Genomic DNA, 24,173 nt, shown 5'->3' on the forward strand with positions numbered 1-24,173 from the left:
ATGTAAATTCCGCCGAATTTTCCGAGGCTCGTTGCGTCCAGGACGTATCGTGCACTGCCATCCACTCCTTGCTGAAGAGCGCTGCGGAAGATCCGCCTATCGCCGACCCATGCCCGTTTTGCTTTCACAAAAGGTCGCTCAGCCGCTTGAAATTTCGTTGATGGCAATCTGTCTTCGCCATCGAATTGGCACTTGCATATAATTCTTGAATGTCTTAGTCAACAATATAAACAGCAGTTCAACGCCTTCATAATCGAAATTCACAATCCAATCTGAGGTTGTAATGACTTTCAAAATAGCCTCCGGCAAAGGCATCTCCAAGACGGCCGTTTCCACCCTTCAGCTGCGCGCGCACGACGCCCGGTGCGCTCTGGCGGAGGCATGGCAATGACTGCTTTTGAAACGGTGGAAGCGCTGCTGTCGCGTCTGTCGGAAAAAGGCATCCGCATCACAAGCGTCGATGGGCGGCTGCGGCTGTCCGGCTCCGAGAGTGTGCTGACGCAGGATATCACCGACGCGATCCGCGCCCACAAGACGGAGATCATTGCGAAGCTTTCTCTGAACGTTAAGGATGGGGCGGCGAATCATGACGCGGCAAATAGCGAGACGATCCCGGCCCGTCATGCGGACACGCCGCCGCTTTCCTTTGCCCAGCAGCGCCTGTGGTTTGTCGAACAGATGATGCCGGATGCAGGCCTGCACCATATATCGCTCGCTGTCGAGGCACGTGGCAGGATCGATCTTTCCGCATTGAAGGCAGCGCTCCAGGCGGTCGCAGAGCGCCATGCGATCCTGCGGACCCGCATCGCGATGCGGGATGGCCTGCCCTCTCAACGCATCATTTCCGACAATGATATTCCGCTGCAACTGATCGACTGGCAGAGCGACATGCCGGATGAACCGGAACTCGACCGGATACGGCAAGAGGAAGTGCGGCGTCCGTTCGATCTCGCCTGCGAGCCACCACTCCGGCTCACGGCGATCCGCCTTGGCCCCGAGCGAACTCTTCTCCTGCTGACACTGCATCACATTGCCGGAGACGGTTGGTCGATGGATGTGCTGCTTGGCGATCTCTCGGCGATCTACCACGCCAAGATGTCGGGCGTTGATCTTGATCTGCCCACGCTTCCCATCCAGTACGGCGATTTCGCTGCATGGCAGCGCGATTATCTTGCAGGCCCGGCGCTTGAGCGGTCTTTAGCGTTCTGGACCGATCATCTCGAAGCTCCGCTTCCCGCCACGCAATTGCCGGGGGATTTCACACGGCCACCTGTTCAGGCCAATGCCGGAGCCTTGCATTCCATCGCCTTCGATGCTGGCACCACGGCCAGGCTAAAAGCGCTTGCGAAAGCAGAAGGTGCCACCCTCTTCGCCACGCTCTTCACGGCCTTCAACACCCTCGTCTATCGCTATACCGGGCAAAGAGATCTGGTGATCGGCACCCCCGTCGCCAACCGTCGTCACAGGGAGACGGAGGGATTGATCGGCCTCTTCGTCAATCCGCTGCCGGTCCGCACACAGCTTCATCCCGCAGCGAGCTTCCGCGAGACGCTGCGCCAGACCCAGGCGACCCTATGGTCGGTGCTTGACCATCAAGACCTGCCTTTTGAGCAATTGGTGGAAGCATTGAAGCCGGAGCGCGATCCGAGCGTCCATCCGCTTTTCCAGCTGAAATTTCAGCTTGATACTCAGCCTTCGCAAAGGGTCGGACTTTCGGGCCTCACGTTGACCCGCCTGCCACGGCGCGACGGTGTTGCGAAGCTCGATCTCAGCCTCAACCTGATCGATGCCGGAAGCACGATCCATGGCACTTTCGAATATGACACAGCCATTTTCCGCCCCGAGACAATCGCGTCTCTTGCCGCCCATTTCGGTGTGCTGATAGAGGCGATTGCCATTGAGCCGGAGATGGCCCTCGCTGCTCTTCCCTTGCTGGGAACCGAGGAGCGTCAGCGCCAGATCGTCGGCTGGAATGCAACGGCAACACCCTTTGATGAGAAGGCCTTTTTCCACGCGGTCTTCGAGGCTCATGCGGCCCGCACACCAGACGCGATTGCGCTTGTTCATGTCATCGACGGCAAGCGACACACTCTGACCTATGACGACCTGAACCGACGCGCCAACCAGATCGCACACCACTTGCGCGGTCTCGGTGCGGGTCCAGAGACCATTGTTGCCATCGCGCTTGAGCGCGGTTTCGATATGATTGCCGCATGGCTCGGCGTGCTCAAGTCTGGTGCTGCCTATCTGCCGCTTGATCCGGCCTACCCGCCGGAACGCCTCGCCATGATGCTCTCAGACTCGCAAGCCCGTTTGGTTCTCACCGAGAGCCGCCGGACATTGCCGGAGACAGTGACCCGCATTGATCTCGACACCGATTGGCCACGGGATGCGGCGACGGGCAATCTTGATCTCGTCAATCGGCCCGATCACCTTGCCTATATCATCTACACCTCGGGATCGACCGGGCGGCCAAAAGGCGTGCTTGTCGAGCACAGGGGCCTCGTCAACCTGACGCAAGACAAGATCCGCATCGGCGGGGTGAAGCCGGGCGATTGTGTGCTCCAGTTTTTCTCCTTCTCCTTCGACGCCTCGATTCCAGAACTCGTGATGGCGCTCGGCGCGGGCGCGTCATTGCTGCTGCTGCCTGCCAGCGACCTTCTGCCCGGACCGGCGCTTGCCGAACACATGAAAACGCAAGCCGTGACGCATGTGACGATGACTCCCTCCGCGCTTATCGCGCTGCCAGCGGGCGATTATCCAGCACTGCGCATGGTGCTGACCGGCGGCGAAGCGCCAACGCCCGAATTGATCGAGCGTTGGGGGACGGGACGGCTGTTCATCAACGCCTATGGCCCGACGGAAACCACGGTTAATGCGAGCATGGTGCCCTGCGGCAACGGTCATCTTATCGAGGCGACCTTGCTGCCCGCTGCCAACAAGCAACTCTATGTGCTCGACGCCAACCTAGAGCCGGTTCCGATCAGTCAACCGGGCGAATTGCATATCGGCGGGCTCGGCATCGCCCGAGGCTATCACGGTCGCCCGGCATTGACCGCCGAGCGCTTCGTGCCCGATCCATTTTCGCCAACAGGCGGCGTGCTCTATCGAACAGGCGACCGTGCCTGCCAAATGGCGGACGGTCGCATCCGGGTGCTTGGCCGCCTTGACGATCAGGTGAAAATCCGCGGCTATCGCATCGAGCCGGGTGAAATCGAGGCCATGGTGCTGGCGCATCCCGCCACCGCAGCTGCGGCAGTGGCAATCCACGAGATCGATGGTGAAAAACGCGTCATTGCCTACGGCGTTGCCAAGGATGCAACCGCCATCAGCGTCATGGAAATGAAGGCATTCCTCGCCGCACGGCTGCCTCGCTACCTCGTGCCGGACGCCTTTGTCTGGCTTGATCGCTTGCCACTCACCGTCAATGGAAAGATCGACACCAGAGCACTTCCGCTTCCGGATCTGGCGCAAGAGGCTGGTCGGTCGCCGGAAGGGGAAACGGAAAAAGCAATCGCGGCAATCTTTGCGCAGATCCTCGGGTGCGCGCCTGTCTCGGCCACGGATGATTTCTTCGCGATCGGCGGTCACTCGCTGCTGGCCACGCGGCTATCGGCGCTTGCCAAATCGGCGTTCGGCCTCGACATCGCCATTATCGATCTCTTCGAGGCCCCGACGGTCGAAGCACTGGCGGCAAGGATAAGCAACCGAAACCAGAGCCTCATGACGGAAGAGGAGATGTGCCGGGCCGATACCGAGCTTGATGCGGCCCTCCGCTTTCCGGCGCGGATCGTGTCTACTCATCCTGTAAGCCATGTGTTTCTCACCGGAGCGACAGGCTTTCTGGGCGCGTATCTGCTCAGTGAACTGCTCAAGGACACGTCTCGCACAGTCTCCTGCCTCGTCCGGGGCATGACCGGGGCGGATCGCCTGCGCCAATCGCTTCAATCCTACGGTCTCTGGCGGGATGACCTTGCAGAACGCATCAGACCGCTGCTGGGCGATCTCTCACAACATAGGTTCGGGCTTTCCGATGCTACGTACACTGCACTTGTCGAAAGTGTAGACGCCATCATCCACAATGGTGCGGAGGTTCACCATCTCCATCCCTATGAACGGCTTCGCGCGGGCAATGTCGGCGGCACGGTCGAGGCGATCCGACTGGCGGCGGCAGGCCGGGGACGACCCCTGCATCTTGTCTCCTCGCTCAGCGCCCTGACACGGCGAGGTGCTGGCGAGGTCATTGCCGAAAGTGCTGCGATCCGGGACTTTCCCTTGCCTGCGGGCGGATATAACCAGACCAAGTGGGTTGCGGAGCATCTTGTGGAAGCCGCAAGGGAGCGTGGCCTCCCGGTGACGATCTACCGTCCCGGCGCGATTTCCGGCGATAGCCGCACCGGCACCTTCAACAAAGCTGACATCCTGTGCAGACTCATGCAGGGCTATCTGCGCTCAGGGCTTGCGCCGGAGGGTGACACCCCGCTGGAAATGCTACCGGTGGACACTGTCGCCCAAGCGATCATTGCCCTTGCGGACAGGCCGTCATCCGTCGGCCAGACCTTCCATCTGGTTCATTCCTCGCCAGTCTCCTCTGCGCTGCTGTTCGAAGCGGCAGCCGCCGAAGGGCTCCATCTGCGACGCATTCCCCGGCTGGAATGGCGTGCCGAGCTGGATCGCATTGCGCGGGAAGAGACCGATCATCCGCTTTACCCGTTGATGGGCCTTTTCGAACAAAAGCCAGCCAGTTCATCGCAGGGCACAATCCGCACCGTTGAGCGCAGTGAAACGCATCGCGCGCTGGCGCTCGCATCGATTGTCGAGCCAGCGCTCGATCTTCGCCTTTTTCGCTCCTATCTGCGCGCTTTCATTCTCAATGGCGCGCTCAACCCTTCCAAAGAAAATGAGCAGAGATATGCTTGAACAAGCAAGCAAATACGATCACTGGGCGTGGCTTTACAACCGCACACTTGGCCCCCGCTACGGCGCATACAAGATCGGTCCGATTGAGCGTGTGGTGCTGCCCCATGTGCCAACTGGTGGTGCTATTCTGGATCTGTGCTGCGGCACCGGCCAGCTCGCGGCGGCTCTTGCTGAGCGCGGCTTTAAGGTGACTGGCCTCGACGGCTCCGCCGACATGCTGCGCTATGCCCGCGAAAACGCCCCGTCGGTGGCCTTCACGGAGGGTGACGCCTGCAATTTCGCGTTCGTCACGCCCTTTGACGCCGTGCTCTGCACCAGCGCCTCGCTCAATCACATGCAAAGCGTCACTGATCTGGTCTTTGTGTTTTCGAGCGTCAGCCGCGCATTGAAGCCGGGCGGCATCTTCGTCTTCGACGTCAACCATCCGGCCCAGATGTCGCGCTATTGGCGCGGCCATCCAACGGAGGGCGAGATCAACACCGACTTCGCGTGGCTGATTACACCACAATATGACTCGGCAGCAAACCGGGGTGCCTTCACCGTGGATATCTACCGCCGTCCCGATGCGCATCCGGTTTCCGTGCTGGATCGGCTGGTTGGCTGGTTGGCGCGGTCCCGGCGTATCCGGCTCGCGCTCCTCTCCCGCTTCAGCCGCTTGCGGCCCCAATGGGAACATCACTCGGTCGTCAACCGAATCTGGGGTCACGATCTCGGCGCGGTTTCGCGCGCGCTCCATGAATCTGGCTTTTCCACCGAACTGCGCAGCACGCAAGGCGGGCCGGTCGATGATAGCCATGCCGCCTATTTCTTCTGCCGGAAAGCGCCCGCTGCCGAAATGCAGGCAGAGACTGCAAAGGAGACCGCCCTATGAATGCGTTGACGAGCAACCCAACGCCCGCCCAAGCGGCAGCAGCCATCATAGCCGCCTTCAACAGGAAAACGGGAAAATCGAAGGCTTTGAGCGCGCAAAACCGGCGCGTGCTCTCTGATAAATCGGCAATCGGCGTCCCCTTCTCGCTGATGGCCAAGGAGGCGCTCTACCCCATCGTGGTAGACCGGGCGGAAGGTACGGCACTCTACGATATCGACGGCAATCGCTATATCGATGTGCTGATGGGGATGGGCATCAACCTCTTTGGCCACAATCCGCCCTTCATCCGCAACGCGATTGAGGCACAGCTTGCCAAGGGCTTTGCGCTTGGGCCGCAATCTGATCTGGCAGGCGAGACCGCAGCACTCTTTTGCAAACTGACGGGCAAGGAAAGAGTAACCTTTACCAATACCGGGACCGAAGCCGTGATGACCGCGCTGCGGCTGGCGCGCGCGGCCACCGGGCGGCGCAAAATTGCGATGTTCATCGGCTCGTATCACGGCCATTCCGATCAGGTTCTCAACCGCATTGCCGCCCCGGATGACGAGCGCACCGTTCCCGCCTTTCCCGGCATTTCGCCCGCGACTGCCGAGGATGTCGTTTTGCTCCCCTATAACGACCCTCGCGCACTGGAAGTCTTGGAGCGGGATGGTGAAACCTTTGCCGCCGTGCTGGTCGAGCCGGTGCAAAGCCGCAATATCGACGTCCAGCCCCGCGCCTTTCTGCATGCGCTGCGCGACATCACGCAGCGGACTGGCGCGGTTCTCATCTTCGACGAGATGATCAGCGGCTTTCGCGTCGCACCCGGCGGCGCGCAGGACCATTTCGAAGTTGAGGCGGATCTGGCGACCTATGGCAAGATTGCCGGTGGCGGTTTGCCGCTGGCGTTGATTGCGGGCAGCAACCGGTTGATGAACCATATCGACGGTGGCCCCTGGTCTTTCGGGGATGAGTCCGTGCCCCCAGCCCAGCCGACCTTTTTCGCCGGAACCTATTGTCGTCATCCTCTGGCGCTTGCGGCAGCGCGCGCAGCCGCGACTTACCTGCTCCAGCAGGGCCGGTCTTTGCAGGATGGCCTCAACGCACGCACGTACAGCCTTGTGGAGCGCCTCAATGCATCGCTTGCGGCAGCGCGGCTTCCCGTTGTCTTCACGCAGTTCGGCTCCTTCTTCTCGATTGCGGTCAACCGCAGCCGCATTCCGCCGCTTGCACTGGGATTGCTGTCGCTTGAACTGCTCACCGCTGGCATTCATCTGCGCAGCGGTGACAAGGGCGGCTTCCTTTCCACTGCCCATTCGGATGGCGACATCACAGCCATCCATGATGCCTTCCTGAACGGCCTGCAATCGCTTGCAGGTTTCGGCCTCATCCCCCTATCCGACGGAACAACGCCATGAGCAACCAGGACCAAACCATTGATTTTCCATACCGCGTCGTCATCAGCGACGAGGAGCGATACTCGATCTGGCCGACCTACAAGGCTATCCCCCTTGGCTGGCGCGATGGCGGGTTCGAGGGGGCAAAACAGGCCTGCCTCGACCATATCGCTGCGGTCTGGACCGATATGCGCCCGCTTTCGCTTCGTCGCCAGATGGACGGCGACACGTCCGTTAACCGATAAGGAGGCGCAGCCTTGAGCCAGTATAAACGCGCCCTCGACCCGGATATCGTGAGCGAGGAAAGCCGTCCTGTCGAAAGTCCGGTTCGCGGCCAGATCACCCTGAAAGAGGTCAAGGCATCCGGTCAGATGGAGGCACCTGCCGATGATGGCTGGCTCGACCTGCCACTTCCTGATTGGCTGCCCGCTGAAACCCCGCTCAGCGAGATCGAGAAACGCCGCATGCATGGCGTCCTCTCCGGTCTGCTTGAGGCGATTGAGCTTGACCATCTGGAGATCACCGAACGGCTGGACGCGCTGCTGGCCGAGCTGGGCAAGGCGGCAGGCGAAAGGCCAAAAATCGAAACGGCGGGGCTGCCGCTCACGGCCTTTCAGGTAACGGACTATGATCGCTATTTCCGCGTCAACCGTCAGTCGGAGGAAGAGCCCGCCGTCGCCATGGTGCGGAGCCTCGTCCAGACGGTGCGCGCCGTCACGCAGCTCTTTGCCCGCAGCCCGGAACTTTCCGTGGTCCACGTCCGCCACCAGATGGAAGGCTTTGAAAGCCACGCGCATTTGCTCGCCCGGACCTTCGGTCTGGAGCCGCTTCGATGATCGCCGTCAGCCCTCCCTCTCCCTATGCGATCTGGCGGGAGTTTCACTGGGCATTCTTCCTGAACGTTCAGGGGCTCATCGTTTCGCTGCGCCGGTTCCAGCTGTCGGTGGAGCGCGGCGTGCTGGCGTCTGCCGAACAGGAACTCAATACCGCTTCGACACTGCTCGTCTCGTCGGCTGCGTCCATGGAACTTGCCGCGAGTTTTCCGAAAGACGTCTACGAGACGACAGTGCGTGCCTCCATGACGCAGCCGAATGTGGAATCGGATGACTTCAGCGGCCTGATGTCCTGGGACCATGCCGTCCTCATCAGCATCTGGCGGGATCTCCGCCCGATCTTTGAAACGCTGCCGGATGAACTCGCCGTCGCCCATTCCAAGTTTATTGCGGCCTATAAATATCTCGCTGAAAGCCATACCGGCGTCTGCTCACGCTTCGTCGACAGCGGAAGCCTGCGCTTCGAGGACCGCAATGCTGTCGATACCCTGCGCCGCTTTGAGCGCGGACGGCTCGGCCTCATCGATCCTAAGGGCAAAGGTTGCCCGTTTCATTCCTGAGCCCTCCCACATTCTTGAGCGCTCCACGAGAACAGATCAAGGAACCTTGTTATGAATGACCTGTCCGCAGCCCCTCTTTCCGATGACATCAGGCATCATATTGCCGTCATCGGCATGGCTGGCCGCTTTCCCGGAGCGCCGGATGTTGAACGCTTCTGGCAGAACCTGGTCGATGGTGTGGAATCGATTGAGCGCCTCTCGCCGGAAACACTCAAGGAACGCGGCGTCTCTGCGGAGACGACAGCACTTGCCGATTTTGTGGCCGCTAGCACACCGCTGGCGGGTGCGGATCGCTTCGATGCGGGATTTTTCGGCTACAGCCCGGCCGAAGCTGAAATTCTCGATCCGCAGCAGCGTATTTTCCTCGAATGCGCCTGGCAGGCACTGGAAACCGCCGGTTATGTGGGTGATCGCTACCAAGGACCGATTGGCGTCTTCGCCGCAGCGGGCATCAATACCTATCTCTTCAACCTGCATGACAACAGCCGCATCCGCGAGACCGTCAGCCCCTATGAGCTATTCGTCGGCAATGACAAGGACTTTCTGGCCACCCGTACAGCCTTCAAGCTGAACCTGCGAGGCCCGGCCATTACCGTGCAAACCGCCTGCTCTTCCTCGCTCGTTGCTGTCCACATGGCCGCCCAGAGCCTGCTGTCCGGCGATTGCGACATGGCGCTGGCTGGCGGCATTGCACTGTCGCAATCCTCCGGCTACCGCGCTCGCGAAGGCGGAATCCTGTCTGCCGATGGCCATTGCCGCGCCTTCGATGCCGCCTCTAGTGGCACGGTCCCCGGCAGCGGGGTCGGCATCGTCGTTCTGAAACGGCTTGAAGATGCACTGGCCGATGGCGATACGATAGACGCCGTCATCCTTGGCTCTGCGATCAACAATGACGGTGCGTTGAAGGCAAGCTTCACCGCGCCGCAGGTCGATAGTCAGGCGGCAGTGATCGCCGATGCGCAGGCCATGGCAGGCGTGCGCGCTGACACCATTGGCTATATCGAGGCCCATGGAACGGGCACCAGACTCGGCGACCCGATAGAGGTTGCAGCACTGACCAAGGCGTTTCGTCGCGATACGCAGCGTCAGGGCTTCTGCGCGCTCGGCTCCGTCAAAACCAATATTGGCCATCTCGACACCGCCGCCGGTATTGCAGGTTTCATCAAGGCGGTGCTGGCCCTGAAAAATCGGCGGATTCCCGCAAGCCTCCACTATGAGAACTCGAATCCGCAAATTGATTTCGCAGCCAGCCCCTTCTTCGTCAATCAACGTCTGCGCGACTGGGACAATCAGATCGGCACGCGCCGCGCGGGCGTGAGTTCCTTCGGCATTGGAGGGACCAATGCCCATGTCGTGCTGGAAGAGGCACCACCCAGCCCGGCCTCAAAGGCAGGCAGCGGCCCGGAACTGTTGCTTCTGTCGGCACGAACCGAGGAGCAACTTGCAGCCAGCAGCGAGGCCCTCGCGGCACGCCTTGCCGTAGGCTCGGAGTATGCAGATGCCCCGGTATTGGCAGATGTCGCGCACACGCTGCGCCATGGCCGCCGCGATTTTGCCAAGCGCCGCTTCGTCGTAGCACGCGATGCCAAAGAGGCTGCCAGGAACCTACGCAACCCTGCCCAAACAGGCACAGCCGCAGGCGAGACAGCGCAAGCCGTTTTCCTGTTTCCCGGTCAGGGCAGTCCGTATACGGCGATGGGCAAGGCGCTTTACGCCGACATGCCAGCCTTTCGTGCCCCCTTTGACGCCTGCGCATCCGAATTGGATCGGCTGATGGGGATCAACTTCAAAGCCTGCCTGTTTTCGAACGCGGATGACCTTGACCGCACAGCATTTGCCCAACCGGCGCTGTTTGCTGTTGAATATGCGCTTGCGCAAGCCTTGATGAGCCACGGTGTCAAACCAGCGGCCCTGCATGGCCACAGCATTGGCGAATATGTCGCCGCCTGCCTTGCTGGTATCTTTGACCTCGAAACAGCGCTCCAGCTCGTCGTTGCGCGCGGGCGGTTGATGCAGGCGCAAGTACCCGGTGCCATGCTCGCGGTGATGCATGCGGATGAGCCGATCACGCCGTGGCTTGACGGGGTCATTACGCTGGCTGCGGCCAATGCGCCCGGTCTCAGCGTTCTCTCTGGCCCGGTGGAGGCAATCGCAAGCCTTCAGGGGCGCCTGAAAGACAAGGGCATTGCCGCACGCCTGCTGAAAATCTCCCACGCCTTCCATTCGCCGATGATGTCGGAAGCGGCGGCACAGTTCCGCGATGTCGTTGCAGGTGTTCGCCTCTCAGTGCCGCAAATTCCTTTGATTTCCAATGTCACGGGAACATGGATGACGGCACAGGATGCGACCGACCCGGACTATTGGGCGCGTCACCTGTTGCAGCCCGTCCGCTTCGAGGACGGTACGCGCACGCTGCAATCCCTTGCAGCACCTGTTTTCATAGAAATCGGCCCCGGCCGCGCACTCGGCACGTTGAGCGCTGCGGCAGGCGTTGAGAGGACCCGAATCCTGGCAACACTCGCGGAAGGCAAGGATGAATCGGGACAGGTTTTGTCTGCTGTCGGTCAGTTCTGGCAATTGAACGGCATTCTGGATTCAGCCGAAGTGGCTGGTCGGCGGCGCGTACGGCTTCCGACCTATCCGTTCCAAAGCGAGCGTTACTGGGTCGATGCGGATAGCGAGCCTGCCACGCCCAAGAGGACGGCCGCGAATGTTGAAGGCCCCGGCCTCTACCGCACCAATTGGCGGCGTGCACAATTGAACCACAGCCCTAATCGGTTGAAGGGCCGCGTGCTTGTTTTTGACGATGGTCAGCTTGGCTCCGCCCTCACTGCCGAGCTTGAGCGGAGCGGTGCTGAACCCTATCGCGCAATGATCGGCACCGGCCTCAGCGAACCAGACTTCCGCTGCTTCAGCCTCCGCCCCACGATGAGCGAAGACTACGCCAGCCTTTTCGAGACCCTTGCCGAGCGAGGGGCAAGCCCCGACCATATCGTCTTCGGCTGGCCGCTCACACCTTGCTCGAACGAAGCGCCGGAAACTGCTGCGCAAGCCCTTCTGGCGCTGGCGCGGGAACTGGCGAAGTTTGATCGCGCCGTCACTCTCACGCTTCTGACCCGGTCGGCAGCCGATGTCACGGGTCTGGAAGACCTCGATATTCCGCAGGCTCTGACTGCGGGCACTCTTCAGGTGATCGCCCAAGAATATCCATCGCTCCATTGCCGTCATATCGACATCGATGCTGCACGGCCTGTTGATATCGCGAGGCGCATCCGCGAAGCCCTGTCGGAGAAAGACGATGTGCTCGCCTTGCGCGGCGCGCATCGCTGGCTGCCGGAAACGGAACGGTTTGACGCGCCGCAAGGCGGCCCCGATTTCAAGCGGAACGGTGTCTATGTGGTGATCGGCGATATCGTTGATGGCGTTGGCAAGACCTGGGTTGATGCCCTGTCTGGGCTCGGCGCAACCGTCGCTCTGCTTCAAGATACTACGGCACCGGCTTTTGAGTATCCGGTTCAGCTCAAACGGCAGCTTGATTGCGGCGATGCCGCCGCCTTGAAAGGCGCTCTCGACGATGTTTTCGCAGAGCTGGGCCGGATCGACGGCATCTTTCTCAGCCTGCCGCAGTCAAACCATCAATCCGCCGCGCTGATTGGTGAGCTGGCGGGGGCCCATTGGGCCTATAATATCGCGAGCAAACTGCGCCCGGTTCGTGCGCTCAGCGAAGCTGTGGCGAAACGGAAAGTCGGCTTTTGCTGCGTTCAGTCCTCGCTCTCAACCCTCGTTGGCGGGCTCGGACTTGGCGCCTACGCTGCCACGCACCAAGCCATCGACCGGATTGTCGCCGAAGAGAATAAGAATGGCACCACGCCATGGTTCGCGATTGGCTATCCACTGATCGAGGCAAATCCCGGCACGACCTTGCAGGCAACGGGCCGTGCGAACGCCTTCGCGATATCGACGGAAGCCGCATGGGATCTGACGCGATGCCTGATTGAAAACGGCGCAACCGGACAGACCATGCTTTCGGGCGGAGCCATTCCCCCGGTCGCTTCCGACATCGACGCGCAAGAACCAGCCGATGGCGGGCGTGGACGCCCCGCCCTCAGTGTCGCCTACCGCAAGCCGGGCAATGACACCGAGGGGAGGATCGTCGGCATTTTCGAAGAGATCCTCGGCCTATCGCCCATCGGGGCCGATGACGGCTTTTATGAACTCGGCGGCCATTCCCTGCTCGCCATCCGCGCCGTTGCCAAACTCCGGGAGGCCTTCCCCGTCGATATCGCCATGCGCGAGCTGCTTTTTGACAATCCGACCGCTGCCGCCATCGCCAAATCGATTTTGGAGCGCATGTCGGAGAAGACCGACCTTTCTGCCCTCGCCGATCTTCTCGATGAGGTTGACACCCTGTCCGACGCCGATGTGAGCAGGCTTCTCGCCGGAGGAAATGCACGATGAACGAACTTTTCGCGAAGATCGCCGGGCTTTCGCCGGAGCGGCGGGCGCTGCTGGAGCAGAAGCTGAAAGCACAGGGCATCACTGTTCCCGCCCCCTCCGGCATCCAGCCGCGGGCGGATCGTGAGGCTGCGGTTCCGCTGTCATCGGCGCAAAAACGCCTCTGGTTCATGCAGCAACTGGAACCCGGCACCGTTGCCTACAACATGAACCTCGCGCTGCGGCTGAAAGGCCCGCTCGACCGCGCAGCTCTCGCGCGCGCCTATGCTGCCCTCATTGCTCGGCACGAACCCCTGCGGACACGGTTTACGATGGGCGAGGATGGCCAGCCGCAGCAAATCGTCGGGGCATCCGGCGCGGCTGATATCGGCTATCACGACTGCCGGCAGTATCCAGAGCCGGAAAAGGAGGCCCGTCTTCATCTCAAAGCATTTGTCGAGACGCCCTATGATCTCACCCGCCCGCCGATCCGCGCGACGCTGGTTGCGGTGCACAGTCACGAGCAAGAGCACGAGCAAGGGCACGAGCATGTGCTGGCGCTCGGCATGCATCATATCATCAGCGACCGCTGGTCGATGGGCGTCTTTGCCCGCGATCTCTCAACGCTCTACCATGCCGAAGCGACGGGAACAGCAGCAGCGCTTGCGCCCCTTCCGGTGCAGTTTGCCGACTGGACGCTCTGGCAACGCGACTTGCTGGACGGTCCCGCCCTTGCCAACCAGCTCGCCTACTGGACGGAAAGCCTTGCGGGCGAACTGCCCGTGCTGGAATTGCCATTGGACCGGCCGCACAGCCTAGCGGCAAGCTTTAGCGGCGCACATCTTCCCGTTCTGATCGACCGGGCATTGTCACTCAAGTTGCGGGCGCTCGCTGCTGAGCAGAATGTCAGTCTGTTTACATTGCTGCTTGCCGCCTTCAACGTGCTTTTGCATCTTTATACCGACAGCGACCATATCATCCTTGGCAGCGAGGTTGCCAACCGCGACCGGCCCGAGACGCAAACAATGATGGGGCCGCTCGTCAACACGCTTGTCTTTCGCAACGACCTGTCCGGCGATCCGGCCTTTACGGCTCTGCTCCAGAAGGTTGCCGATGCTGTGCGCCGTGGCCTTGCCCATCAGGATATTCCGTTCGAGCGCCTCGTCGAAGCAATCAATCCAGAGCGCTCGCTCTCGGACCTGAACCCGCTCTTCAACGTGAAATTCGACATTCAGCACAGCATTGCTCCGCCGCCGGGCCTGCATGGACTGACGATTGAACCCTATCCGCTGCGCGAAGTGGCAACAAAATATGACTTGCGCTTCAACCTCGAAGACGACCAGCCGGACATCAAGGGCAAGATCGAATATTCGAGCCAGATTTTCGACGAGAGCACCATCGCCTCTATGCTTGTCCGTTTTGAGCGCCTGCTGGAGCTTGTGGTGCGCGAACCCTCGCGGCGGCTCTCCACACTTTCTCTGCTGAAACCTGAGGAAGAAGCGGTCATCATCGCTTCCGGTTCCGGTCCAGTGCGGGATTATCCGGCTGAGGAATGCCTGCATGATCTCTTCCTGAAACAGGTCGAGGAAACGCCGGATGCGGACGCGGTGACCGATGGCGATCTGACGTGGTCCTACCGCGACCTCGAAGCGCAGTCTTCGCGCATTGCCTCAAGTCTGGTGGCCGCTGGTGTGAAACCCGGCGACCGGGTCGGCATTTGCATGCGCCGCTCGCCCCGGATGATCGCGGGTATCCTTGGCATCATGCGCGCAGGTGCGGCCTATGTGCCGCTCGATGCCGATTATCCGCCAAGCCGCCTCGCCTTCATTGCCGAGGACAGCGGGATTACCATCCTGCTTGTCGATCATCGCCCAGCCTTCGCCACGCAAGCCCAGACGCTCGTTGACGTCACGACATTGCCGGACATCCGGCTGGAGGCGCGGCCCACAGTTTCACCGAACCATCTCGCCTACATCATCTATACGTCCGGCTCGACGGGCAGACCCAAGGGTGTCGCGATTGAGCATCGCTCCGTCGTCGCCTTCATGTATTGGGCGCGGGAGCGGTTCACCCGCGAAGAGGTGGCGCGCATGCTGGTGCCAACCTCGATCAGCTTCGACCTGTCGATTTTCGAACTCTATGCGCCCCTCGTCCTCGGCGGCACGCTCGTTGTCGCAGATCATTTTCTGGCGCTGCCGCAGCTTGCCGCCAAGGTTGATGTGACTTTCATCAACACGGTCCCAAGCCTTCTGCAAGAACTGTTGCAAGAACACAGATTGCCAAACAGCGTGCAGACTGCAACCTTCTGCGGCGAGCCATTGCCAGCAGCGCTTGTCGCCATCCTGAAACGCGATTATCCGAACCTGCGTATCCTCAATCTCTACGGCCCTTCCGAGGATACCTGCTTTTCAACGGAAGTCCCGTTGCAGGGTGATCATTATCAGGGCGGCGTCGTGCCGATCGGCAAGCCATTGCCAAACACGCAAGCCTATATTCTCGACCGCACTGGCCGCCTTCGCCCGCCCGGCCTTTCCGGCGAGCTTTATCTCGGCGGCACGGGCCTTGCGCGCGGCTATTTTGGCCGACCTGAGCAAACAGCTGAGCGGTTCATTGCCAACCCGTTCTCGAGTGAGCCCGGCTCTCGTCTTTACCGAACCGGGGATCGCATCCGCCGCCGGGCAGATGGCAATCTGGAATTTTGCGGGCGGCTTGACCATCAGGTCAAAGTGCGCGGCTTGCGCATCGAAACAGGCGAGATCGAGCACAATCTCGAACAGATTGCCGGCGTCGAAAAGGCGGTTGTGGCTGTCACGCAAGGCACGGATCGGCAGCTTGCCGCCTTTATCGAACCCCAAGACGGCGTGAGACTTGACGAAACCGAGCTGCGCCGGGCGTTGTCCGACGTCCTCCCCGTGCATATGGTGCCGACGCTCTGGTGCTTCCTGCCGCGCCTGCCACAGCAGCCGAACGGCAAGATTGATCGCGCAGCACTGCCATCGCTGGCCGCAACAGTCGCAACCTGGTCCAGCCCGCCAGAGACCGAAACGGAACAGCGGGCAGCAGATGCATGGGCCGATGTGCTGGCCATCGATTCGATCAGCCGGGATGACAATTTCTTCCGGCTTGGCGGTCACTCGCTGCTGGCCATGCGCATGATTGCCCGGCTGTCGTCATCGCTTCCGACAAATGCCGTGTTGCGAAAACTGTTTGAATTCCCCCGCCTCAAGGATTTCGCCGCCGCCCTTGAGCGTGACGAGACACCGATGGCGGCACCTTTAAGCGCCATCGATGCCCTCCCGAATAGTGCGGCGATACCTCTGTCCTTTGCCCAGCAACGGCTTTGGACATTGGCCGAGCTGGAGCCGGACAGCGCCGCCTACACTGTTCCCGCTGCAATCCGCTTTCATGGCGCGCTTGATCTGGAAGTGCTGCAACACGCTTTCACAGCCCTTGCCGCACGCCATCCGGCATTGCGCACGCGGATCGTCAATCGCGATGGACAACCTGCTGTCGAGATCGGTGCGACCGACATTCCAGACATCGCAATTGTGGATGCGGACGAAGCCGCCTTGCCGGAGGCGCTTGCTGCTGCATGCAGGCAGCCGTTCGACATGGCGACGGGTCCGCTCTTCCGCGCCCGGATTTTCCGTCTCTCCACTGACGAGCATGTTGTTTTCGTAGCACTCCACCACATTGTCTCGGATGCGCAATCGCTTCAGCTGATGCTGCGGGATCTGACGCGGTTCTATGATGCAGGCAGACAGGGCAAAGTGGCAGACCTTCCACCGCTTACCCTGACCTATGGTGATTTTGCCGCTTGGCAGCGAAAGCAGCCGCTGGGCGAGCAGATCGACTATTGGCGCCGCCTGCTGGAACATGCCCCCCCACTTCTGGAGCTGCCGACGGATTTTCCGCGCGGTGCGCGCCAAGAGTTCAAGGGCGGCAGCATTCCCTTCCATCTCGATCATGCGCTTACGGCCCGTCTGGTCAATTTTGCCCATGAGCGGGACGCCACACCCTTCATGGTGCTTCTCTCCGCCTTTTCGACCCTGCTGTCGCGTTATTCCGGCGCTTCCGATGTCGTCATCGGAACCCCGGTATCCGAGCGGCCAAACCGCGCGCTGGAGGATGTTATCGGGCTGTTTGTCAACACGCTGGCGCTGAAACTGACGCATGATGCTGCAACAAGCTTTTCACAGCAGGTCGCGGCCACACGTTTGCTCGTTCTGGATGCCTTCCGCCATCAGGAGGCGCCGTTTGAATGCGTGGTCGATGCCCTCTCGGTCGAGCGAAGCTGGAGCCACAACCCTGTGTTCCAAGTGATGGTCACCTGGCAAGCCGACGAGCCGCATAGCCCATGCCCTGATGGGCTGACCGTTAGCCCGGTGATGCTCGCGCAGGAAACGTCGAAGGTCGATCTGACGCTGGATCTGCGCCATCGCGGCGACCAGTTTTCCGGCACCTTGATCTATCGCAGCGATCTCTTCCGCAAGGAGACGATCCACCACATGGCTGAGGCTTTCACGGCCTTGGTCGAGGCTCTTCTATCGACCCCTGAGCGAGCACAGGTCGAAATAGACGGACTGCCAGAGCGGCAGCGTCAGCAGATTGCCGCTTGGAACGCGACGGCGAAGACCTATGACGCGGTGCCAGCGAGTCTGCACGGTTTCTTTGCGCGCTCAACGGAGCGCACACCAGATGCCATTGCCGTCACTGATCGGCACCGGAGCATGACCTATACTGAGCTTGACCAGCAAGCGGAGGCGCTCGCCCGGCGTCTAGTCTCCCTTGGCATCGGACGCGGCAGCGCCGTCGGTATTTGCCTTGAGCGTACCGTTAATCTCATTGCTTCCATGCTTGCCGTCTTGAAGACGGGCGCTGCCTATGTGCCGCTCGATCCGAAATATCCGAAGGAACGAATTGCCTTTGTCGCAAATGATGCAAGCCTTTCCCTGCTTTTGACGCAGGAGGAGCGCGATGACTTCGCCGACATCCAAACGCTCGATCCGACCACCATCTGGAACGGAACGCAGGCCGTCTCCGGGACCCCTCTCCCCCATACGACCGAAGGCAGCGACCTCGCCTATCTTATCTACACCTCCGGCTCGACGGGCCTGCCGAAGGGGGTTGCAATCGAACATCGCAATGCGGTTGCCTTCACACACTGGGCGCTCGACACGTTCCCGGCGGAGAGCTTTGCCGGAATGCTGGCGTCAACATCCGTCTGCTTCGACCTGTCCATCTTCGAAATTTTCGTGACGCTTGCCGCCGGTGGGCGGATCTTCATCGTCGATGATCTTTTCGAACTGCCGGACGCAGAATTCGCCCACGAGATCACTTTCATCAACACAGTGCCGACCCCGATGACCGAACTCATGCGGTTCGGCCCGTTGCCCGCTAAGGCAAAGACGGTCTGCCTTGCAGGTGAACCGCTGCCACCGAGCCTTGCACGCGCGATTCTGGACACTGGACAGGTCGATGCGCTTTACAATCTCTATGGTCCCTCCGAGGACACGACCTATTCCACGGGATGCCGGATCGAAAACGAGGGACTGCCCATCCATATCGGCAAGCCCATCACCAACACCACCGCCTATGTCCTTGACGCTGCGCTCAACGAAGTGCCAATCGGCATGCCGGGCGAGCTTTATCTTGCGGGCGAGGGTATCGCGCGGGGCTATCACAATCGCCCCGACCTGACGGCGGAGCGCTTCCTGCCGAATCCGTTTGACAGGGCTGGCCAAGCCCCTGTGCTCTACAAGACCGGCGACCGCGTTCGTCGACTGGCCGACGGCAATCTCGACTATCTCGGCCGTGCAGACCGTCAGATGAAGATCAGCGGTTTTCGGATCGAGCCGGGCGAGGTCGAGGCCGTGCTGATGCGCTATCCCGGCGTGACAGGTGCTGCCGTCGATGCCTGGCGTGACGATACCGGCTATGCCCGCCTCGCCGCATGGATCGAGGTGGTAGCACCTGTCGGTAAGGCGGCGCTCTCTGCCCATCTGAGCCGAGAACTCCCACGCCATCTGGTGCCGACGTTTTTTGCAATGCTGGACAAGCTCCCGCGCCTGCCAAACGGCAAGCTCGACCGCAAGTCTCTACCCGACCCATCGGATGAAACCACGACGGTCACAGAAGACCAGACACCACATGATGGCTATGAAGAGAAGATCGCCGCGATCTGGGCGAAACTTCTCGGACGCGAGGCAATCGGACGCAACGACAACTTCTTTGCGCTCGGCGGAGATTCAATCCTCGCTATTCAGGTCGTGGCTGCCGCGCGCCGCGTTGGCATTGCCATTAAGCCACGCGACATCTTCCAATATTCAACGCTTGCAGCCCTTGCCGCATCCGTCTCCGATCTGGCGACAGAATTACCCGAGACCGGACCGATGCGCGGAGACATTCCGCTTGGCCCGGCACAGCACTGGTTTTTTGAGCAGAATTACCCTGATATGGCCCATTGGAATCAGGCATTGGTGCTGAAACCCGGCAGGGTGATCAATGAAAAGACGCTCCAAAACGCCTTGGACCTTCTCCACCAGACCCATGATGCGCTGCGCGGTCGTTTTTGCAAGCAAAACGGACAATGGCGTCAGGTCGTGACGGAAGCCGAAGGGGCACCGCCGCTGCGTTCCACCCGTTGTATGGCAACCGAGGCCGATGCCGTGCTTTTGAGCGAAGCAAATGCGCTGCAACGCCGCTTCGATCTCGCCGAAGGCCCCGTTTGGGGTGCCACGCTTGTCACCATCGACGGGTGTGAGCAACGGCTGCTGATCGCAGCGCATCATCTCGTGATCGACGGCGTCTCATGGCGCATCCTGCTCGATGACCTTCAATCATGCCTCGCAGCGGGTGAAGCCGGTCTTGAGATGAACTTGCCGCCCCGAACGACAGGCATTGATAGCTGGGTGCGCAGGCTGAAAGACAGCGCGGTGTTCGATGGTGAAAAGGACCATTGGCGCACGATTACCGAGGCCAAGACCGCAGCGATCCCGACGGACCGTTCGGGCAGCAATTGCGCTGGCGACACTGAGATCATTGATCTGACAATCGATCCTGACCTCACCGGACGCCTTCTCCGGGACGTGCCGTCCTGCTATCCAATCGATGCCGAAGAAGTCATGCTTGCGGCACTTTATAATGCAATCCGCGACTGGACCGGACACGACAGGCTCCGGCTGATCCTTGAAAGTCATGGCCGGGCAGACCTGTTCGAAGGCGTCGATCTGAGCCGCACCGTCGGCTGGTTTACGGGTCTTTATCCCGTTCTCTTCAATGTCACCGGGCGCGACACCCGAACCACGTTGCTCTCGGTCAAGGAAAGCCTCCGCCGTGTTGCAAACGACGGCATCGGCTATGGCGTCCTGAAATATCTGAAGGGCGTGGCATTGCCCCGGCTGGAGGATATCGCCGAGATCCGGTTCAACTATCTTGGCCAGACGGATACGCTGTTTTCCACCGATGCCTTGCTGTCACGCGCAGCCGAGCCATCGGGCGATCCACGTGGCGCGCGCAATGCGCGCGGGGTGCTGCTCGACATCAATGCAATTGTCAGCGGCGGGCATTTGCGCATCCGCCTCGCCTATTCCCGGCAAATCCATGATCGGCAGACGATGGAGACGCTTGCAGCGGGGCTGCAAAACCATCTCGAAAGCCTTGTCGATTTCTGCCTGACATCAACCGAAGCCGGCTATACGCCTGCGGACTTCAAGCACATGACACTTGACCAGGATGACCTCGAAGCCATCCTGCGCAATCTCTGAGGACACCATGCAGAATGCGAGCCAGCGCCTTGAGCGCAACAATATCGCCGACATCTATCCGCTTGCCCCGATGCAGGAGGGCATCCTTTTTCATTCGGTGTCTTCCCCCGGCGACGGCCTCTACATGCCGCAAACGGCGCTGCGCATCACCGGCACCGTCGATGCGGACGCTCTGAGGGCGGCGTGGCAAGGCGCAATCGACCGCCATCCGATTTTGCGTTCAGGGTTCTTCTGGGAGGAGCGCGACGAGCCGTTCCAGATCGCCTTCCGCAGCCTTCCGGTGACATTCAATATGCTCGACTGGACCGGCAGCGATCCCGCAAGCGAGCGTGACCAGCTACAAGCGCTGTTTTCCGCCAACAGGGCCGAGCCGTTTGACCTGCGCCGTCCGCCTCTCATCCGGGTCCAATGGATTCGAACCGCACAAGACCAGTCGATCATGGTCGTCTGCTACCATCATATCATCCTCGACGGCTGGTCGATCCGTCAATTGCTCGATGAGGTGCTCTCGCTCTATCGGCGCGCAACAGGCAAGGCCGAGCCAGCCCTTCCGCCCGCGCGCCCTTACGGCGATTACATCGGTTGGCTTAAAAAACGCGAGCGGGCCGTTTCGCTTCGCTTCTGGAAGGATCGGCTTCAGGGTTTTGCGGGCGCGACCCGGCTTCTGGCAGGGGAAGCGACAGGCCAGTTCGAGCGGCTCTGCCGAGAAGTCCCAAAGCCGCTGCATGAGACCATGCTGGCCTATGGTGCCGCCCATGGGATTACACTCAATACGATGCTGCAAGGCGCGTTGAGCTTGCTGATTGCACGCCAGACCGGCAGCCGTGATCTCATCTTCGGCACGACGACGGCGGGGCGTCCGGCGACACTGGAGGGCGCGACGACGATGATCGGCCTCTTCATCAATACGCTGCCCGTGCGTGTCCGCCTTGAGGAAAGGCAACCCGTCTCTGACTGGCTTGCAGCCATTCAGAAAGCCCATGCCGAAACGGGTGAGCACGACCATGTACCCCTCGCCGCTATCCAAGGTCCGGGCGTTTCGCTTTTCGACACGCTGCTCGTTGTTGAGAATTTCCCGGTGCAGGCGAAGCGAGGTGATGCGCCTGCACTGCTCAAAACAGAAGGCATCGACTTTGACGAGCGAACCCATTTTCCGCTCACGCTCTGGGCAACACCGCACCCGACGGGCCTGACGCTGATGGCCGGTTTCAGCCGCGACATGCTCGCATCGGAGACCGCAGCGGCTCTGCTTGAACGACTGGTTGATATTACCTCCATCATGATCCGCTCATCCACCACAGATGTGTGCGCAATTCTGGATGAACTGCCTTCAGTGATGGCGGCGGCTGGTCTCTCTGAGGGCGGTTCTGGGGGCGGCACCCATTTGATGCCACTGAAACAGGCAGTATCGGGCATCCCGACATCCGCAACGCCTTCCGCAACTGAAATCACACTGGCGCAAATCTGGACGGAGGTGCTCAAATGTGGTCCCCTTGATGGGCAGGCTAACTTCTTTGAGCTTGGCGGCCATTCGCTCCTTGCCGTGCGTGTCGCCAGCCGACTTCGCGGCGCGTTTTGCGTTCCGGTGCCAATGCGCGTCCTGTTTGAGCACCCCGTCCTTGCCGACCTTGCGACCTATATTGACAGCCTTCGCCCGCAAGTCCCCCAGACCACAGACTATATCGAGATTGACATATGACTATAACGCCATCACGCCCCGTGCTTCTTTGCCTCCCGCCAGCAGGCACCGGGGCCGGGCTTTTCCGCAACTGGACACGAACCGCACCGAGCACGATGACGGTGCATGCGGTCGCGCTGCCGGGCCGCGAAGCGCGCTATACCGAACAGGCACCGCGATCGATCGACGCGCTTGCCGATCAGCTTGCCGTTGAACTCGAGCCTTATATCGGCGGGCGGTATGCGATCTTCGGCTATTCGATGGGTGCCCTCCTCGGCTATGAAATCGCCCGCCGATTCATGGGGGCAGGTTTGCGGATGCCGGAGGTTTTCTTCGCACTCGGTTGCAATGCACCGGACCGCATGGTCTATGAGCGAGACCCGTTCCACACCATGGAAGCTGACGCCTTTCGCCAGGCGCTCATCGATCTCGGCGGAACAGATGCTGAAATCCTGAACAATCCCGAGGCAATGGAGCTTTTCGAACCGGTGCTGCGCAATGATTTCCGGATCTGCGAGACCTATACACATGATGCGACGCGCGGCACGCTCGATTGTCCCGCCCATATTTTTCTCTCCGATGCCGACGCCTTTGTAAACCAGCAGGCAGCCGCAGCCTGGTGTGATTTCGTGACCGGCGGCACGAGCCTGCATCAGGTCACGGGGACGCATATGCTGGAGCGTTCGGTGCTTGACACGCTGCCAGCACGACTGGAAACTCTCTGGCTCGGAACTGGGGTTCGGAACTGGCGAAAATCGCCTAAGGCGTGAGGTTTAAGCGATGACGTCCGCGATGGAAATACCAAGGTCGCAGGAGACACTGGTCCAGCGCGCGCTCGACGCGCAGGCCGCCTATATGCCGGATGTCCGTGCGGATATCGGTCCGGCTGGCGCAGGATGGACGACGACCGAGGCATTCTTTTTCGATGAGGCGGCGCTTGATGAATTTCTCGCCTTCGAACAATCGCTGAACGAGGGCACCGACATCAAGACGGCTGGGGCGCTGTTGATGACCGACTACGGCTACATTCTGGCCGCCGCTATTGTGCCGATCTTCACCGGTTTTGGCCTCATCCCGGACCTTTCGCCGTCTCGCGTCGCGCTCTCATTCTACACGGTGGAAGAGCAACATGACGGGAAGACGCAGCGGGTGCGACGCGCCCATGTCCGTTTCCTCGAAGAGATTTTCTGGCATGGCCAACTGGGCGACGCCGCTGACGAAGAACGGCTCCGGGCCGAAATCGAGGGGCATTTTCGCCCGGTCGTCGAGGCGGTCCACGCGCGCACGCGCCTCTCCCGCCCGGCGCTCTGGCGGCTCGCCAGTGATGCGATTGCCGGTCGCTTTCTCGATTCCGGCCGCCGTTTTGCCAGAGTTGAGGCGGCCAAGGCGTCTGCGATGCAGATCCTCAAAGTGCCCGGTTCGCCGCTTGCCAACCGTCAGCTCCACTATTTCGATCTGAGCGTGCTCGACAAGAACCAGCAGGAATTTTCATACACTTTCCGTCAACGCGGCGGCTGCTGTCGATTTTATCTCGTGAAGGACGGAGAATACTGTCCGACCTGCGTCCTGAAGGCACCTGCAGAGCGGGACGAAGAGTTGCGCCTTGCCATGCGTCAATATTTAGGTGTCGCTGACGAGAGTCAGTCAGGGACCAACTGAATCAGACAGTCTTTCGATTTTTTTGTCGTCGTTTGTCTTCTTGGGAAACCGGTGATCGATTGTTCCCTGACAAACT

At 60.7% G+C, this 24,173-nt stretch carries 11 protein-coding genes; all 11 read left to right on the plus strand.

From position 1 onward, the window contains the following. Positions 1–387 precede the first annotated feature (387 nt). Genes V6582_RS01510 through V6582_RS01560 form a run of 11 tightly spaced genes read left to right on the plus strand, consistent with a single transcriptional unit; the run spans position 388 to position 24,097 of the window. Positions 388–4,920: a non-ribosomal peptide synthetase gene (locus tag V6582_RS01510; RefSeq protein ID WP_156632127.1), complete on the plus strand. Its 4,533-nt coding sequence runs from the start codon at positions 388–390 to the stop codon at positions 4,918–4,920. Next, positions 4,913–5,791 (plus strand): class I SAM-dependent DNA methyltransferase, encoded by an 879-nt coding sequence (locus V6582_RS01515; protein WP_234889695.1) that lies wholly within the window; start codon positions 4,913–4,915, stop codon positions 5,789–5,791. The genes V6582_RS01510 and V6582_RS01515 overlap by 8 nt, the downstream gene beginning before the upstream one ends. Continuing rightward, on the plus strand, positions 5,788–7,188 hold the full coding sequence (locus V6582_RS01520; RefSeq protein WP_156632129.1) for an aspartate aminotransferase family protein: 1,401 nt from the start codon (positions 5,788–5,790) through the stop codon (positions 7,186–7,188). The genes V6582_RS01515 and V6582_RS01520 overlap by 4 nt, the downstream gene beginning before the upstream one ends. Continuing rightward, on the plus strand, positions 7,185–7,412 hold the full coding sequence (locus tag V6582_RS01525) for an MbtH family protein (protein ID WP_156632130.1): 228 nt from the start codon (positions 7,185–7,187) through the stop codon (positions 7,410–7,412). The genes V6582_RS01520 and V6582_RS01525 overlap by 4 nt, the downstream gene beginning before the upstream one ends. 12 nt (positions 7,413–7,424) lie before the next feature. After that, positions 7,425–8,003 carry a hypothetical protein gene (locus V6582_RS01530; protein WP_156632131.1) on the plus strand — a complete coding sequence of 193 codons (579 nt, stop codon included), beginning with the start codon at positions 7,425–7,427 and terminating at the stop codon, positions 8,001–8,003. Then, positions 8,000–8,560 carry a siderophore biosynthesis protein gene (locus V6582_RS01535; RefSeq protein WP_156632132.1) on the plus strand — a complete coding sequence of 187 codons (561 nt, stop codon included), beginning with the start codon at positions 8,000–8,002 and terminating at the stop codon, positions 8,558–8,560. The genes V6582_RS01530 and V6582_RS01535 overlap by 4 nt, the downstream gene beginning before the upstream one ends. A 51-nt stretch (positions 8,561–8,611) precedes the next feature. Beyond that, complete coding sequence (locus V6582_RS01540; protein WP_156632133.1) at positions 8,612–13,018, plus strand: type I polyketide synthase; 4,407 nt, start codon at positions 8,612–8,614, stop codon at positions 13,016–13,018. After that, on the plus strand, positions 13,015–20,760 hold the full coding sequence (locus V6582_RS01545) for an amino acid adenylation domain-containing protein (protein WP_349508844.1): 7,746 nt from the start codon (positions 13,015–13,017) through the stop codon (positions 20,758–20,760). Before V6582_RS01540 ends, V6582_RS01545 begins: the two co-directional genes overlap by 4 nt. A gap of 7 nt (positions 20,761–20,767) precedes the next feature. Then, on the plus strand, positions 20,768–22,459 hold the full coding sequence (locus tag V6582_RS01550) for a condensation domain-containing protein (protein ID WP_156634607.1): 1,692 nt from the start codon (positions 20,768–20,770) through the stop codon (positions 22,457–22,459). Then, positions 22,456–23,208 carry a thioesterase II family protein gene (locus tag V6582_RS01555; protein WP_156634608.1) on the plus strand — a complete coding sequence of 251 codons (753 nt, stop codon included), beginning with the start codon at positions 22,456–22,458 and terminating at the stop codon, positions 23,206–23,208. Before V6582_RS01550 ends, V6582_RS01555 begins: the two co-directional genes overlap by 4 nt. Positions 23,209–23,230: 22 nt before the next feature. Then, a complete protein-coding gene (locus V6582_RS01560; protein WP_234889870.1) occupies positions 23,231–24,097 on the plus strand; it encodes a (2Fe-2S)-binding protein in 867 nt (288 codons plus the stop codon). Positions 24,098–24,173 lie beyond the last annotated feature (76 nt).

Source organism: Agrobacterium vitis (genome assembly GCF_037039395.1).
GTDB lineage: Bacteria > Pseudomonadota > Alphaproteobacteria > Rhizobiales > Rhizobiaceae > Allorhizobium > Allorhizobium vitis_E.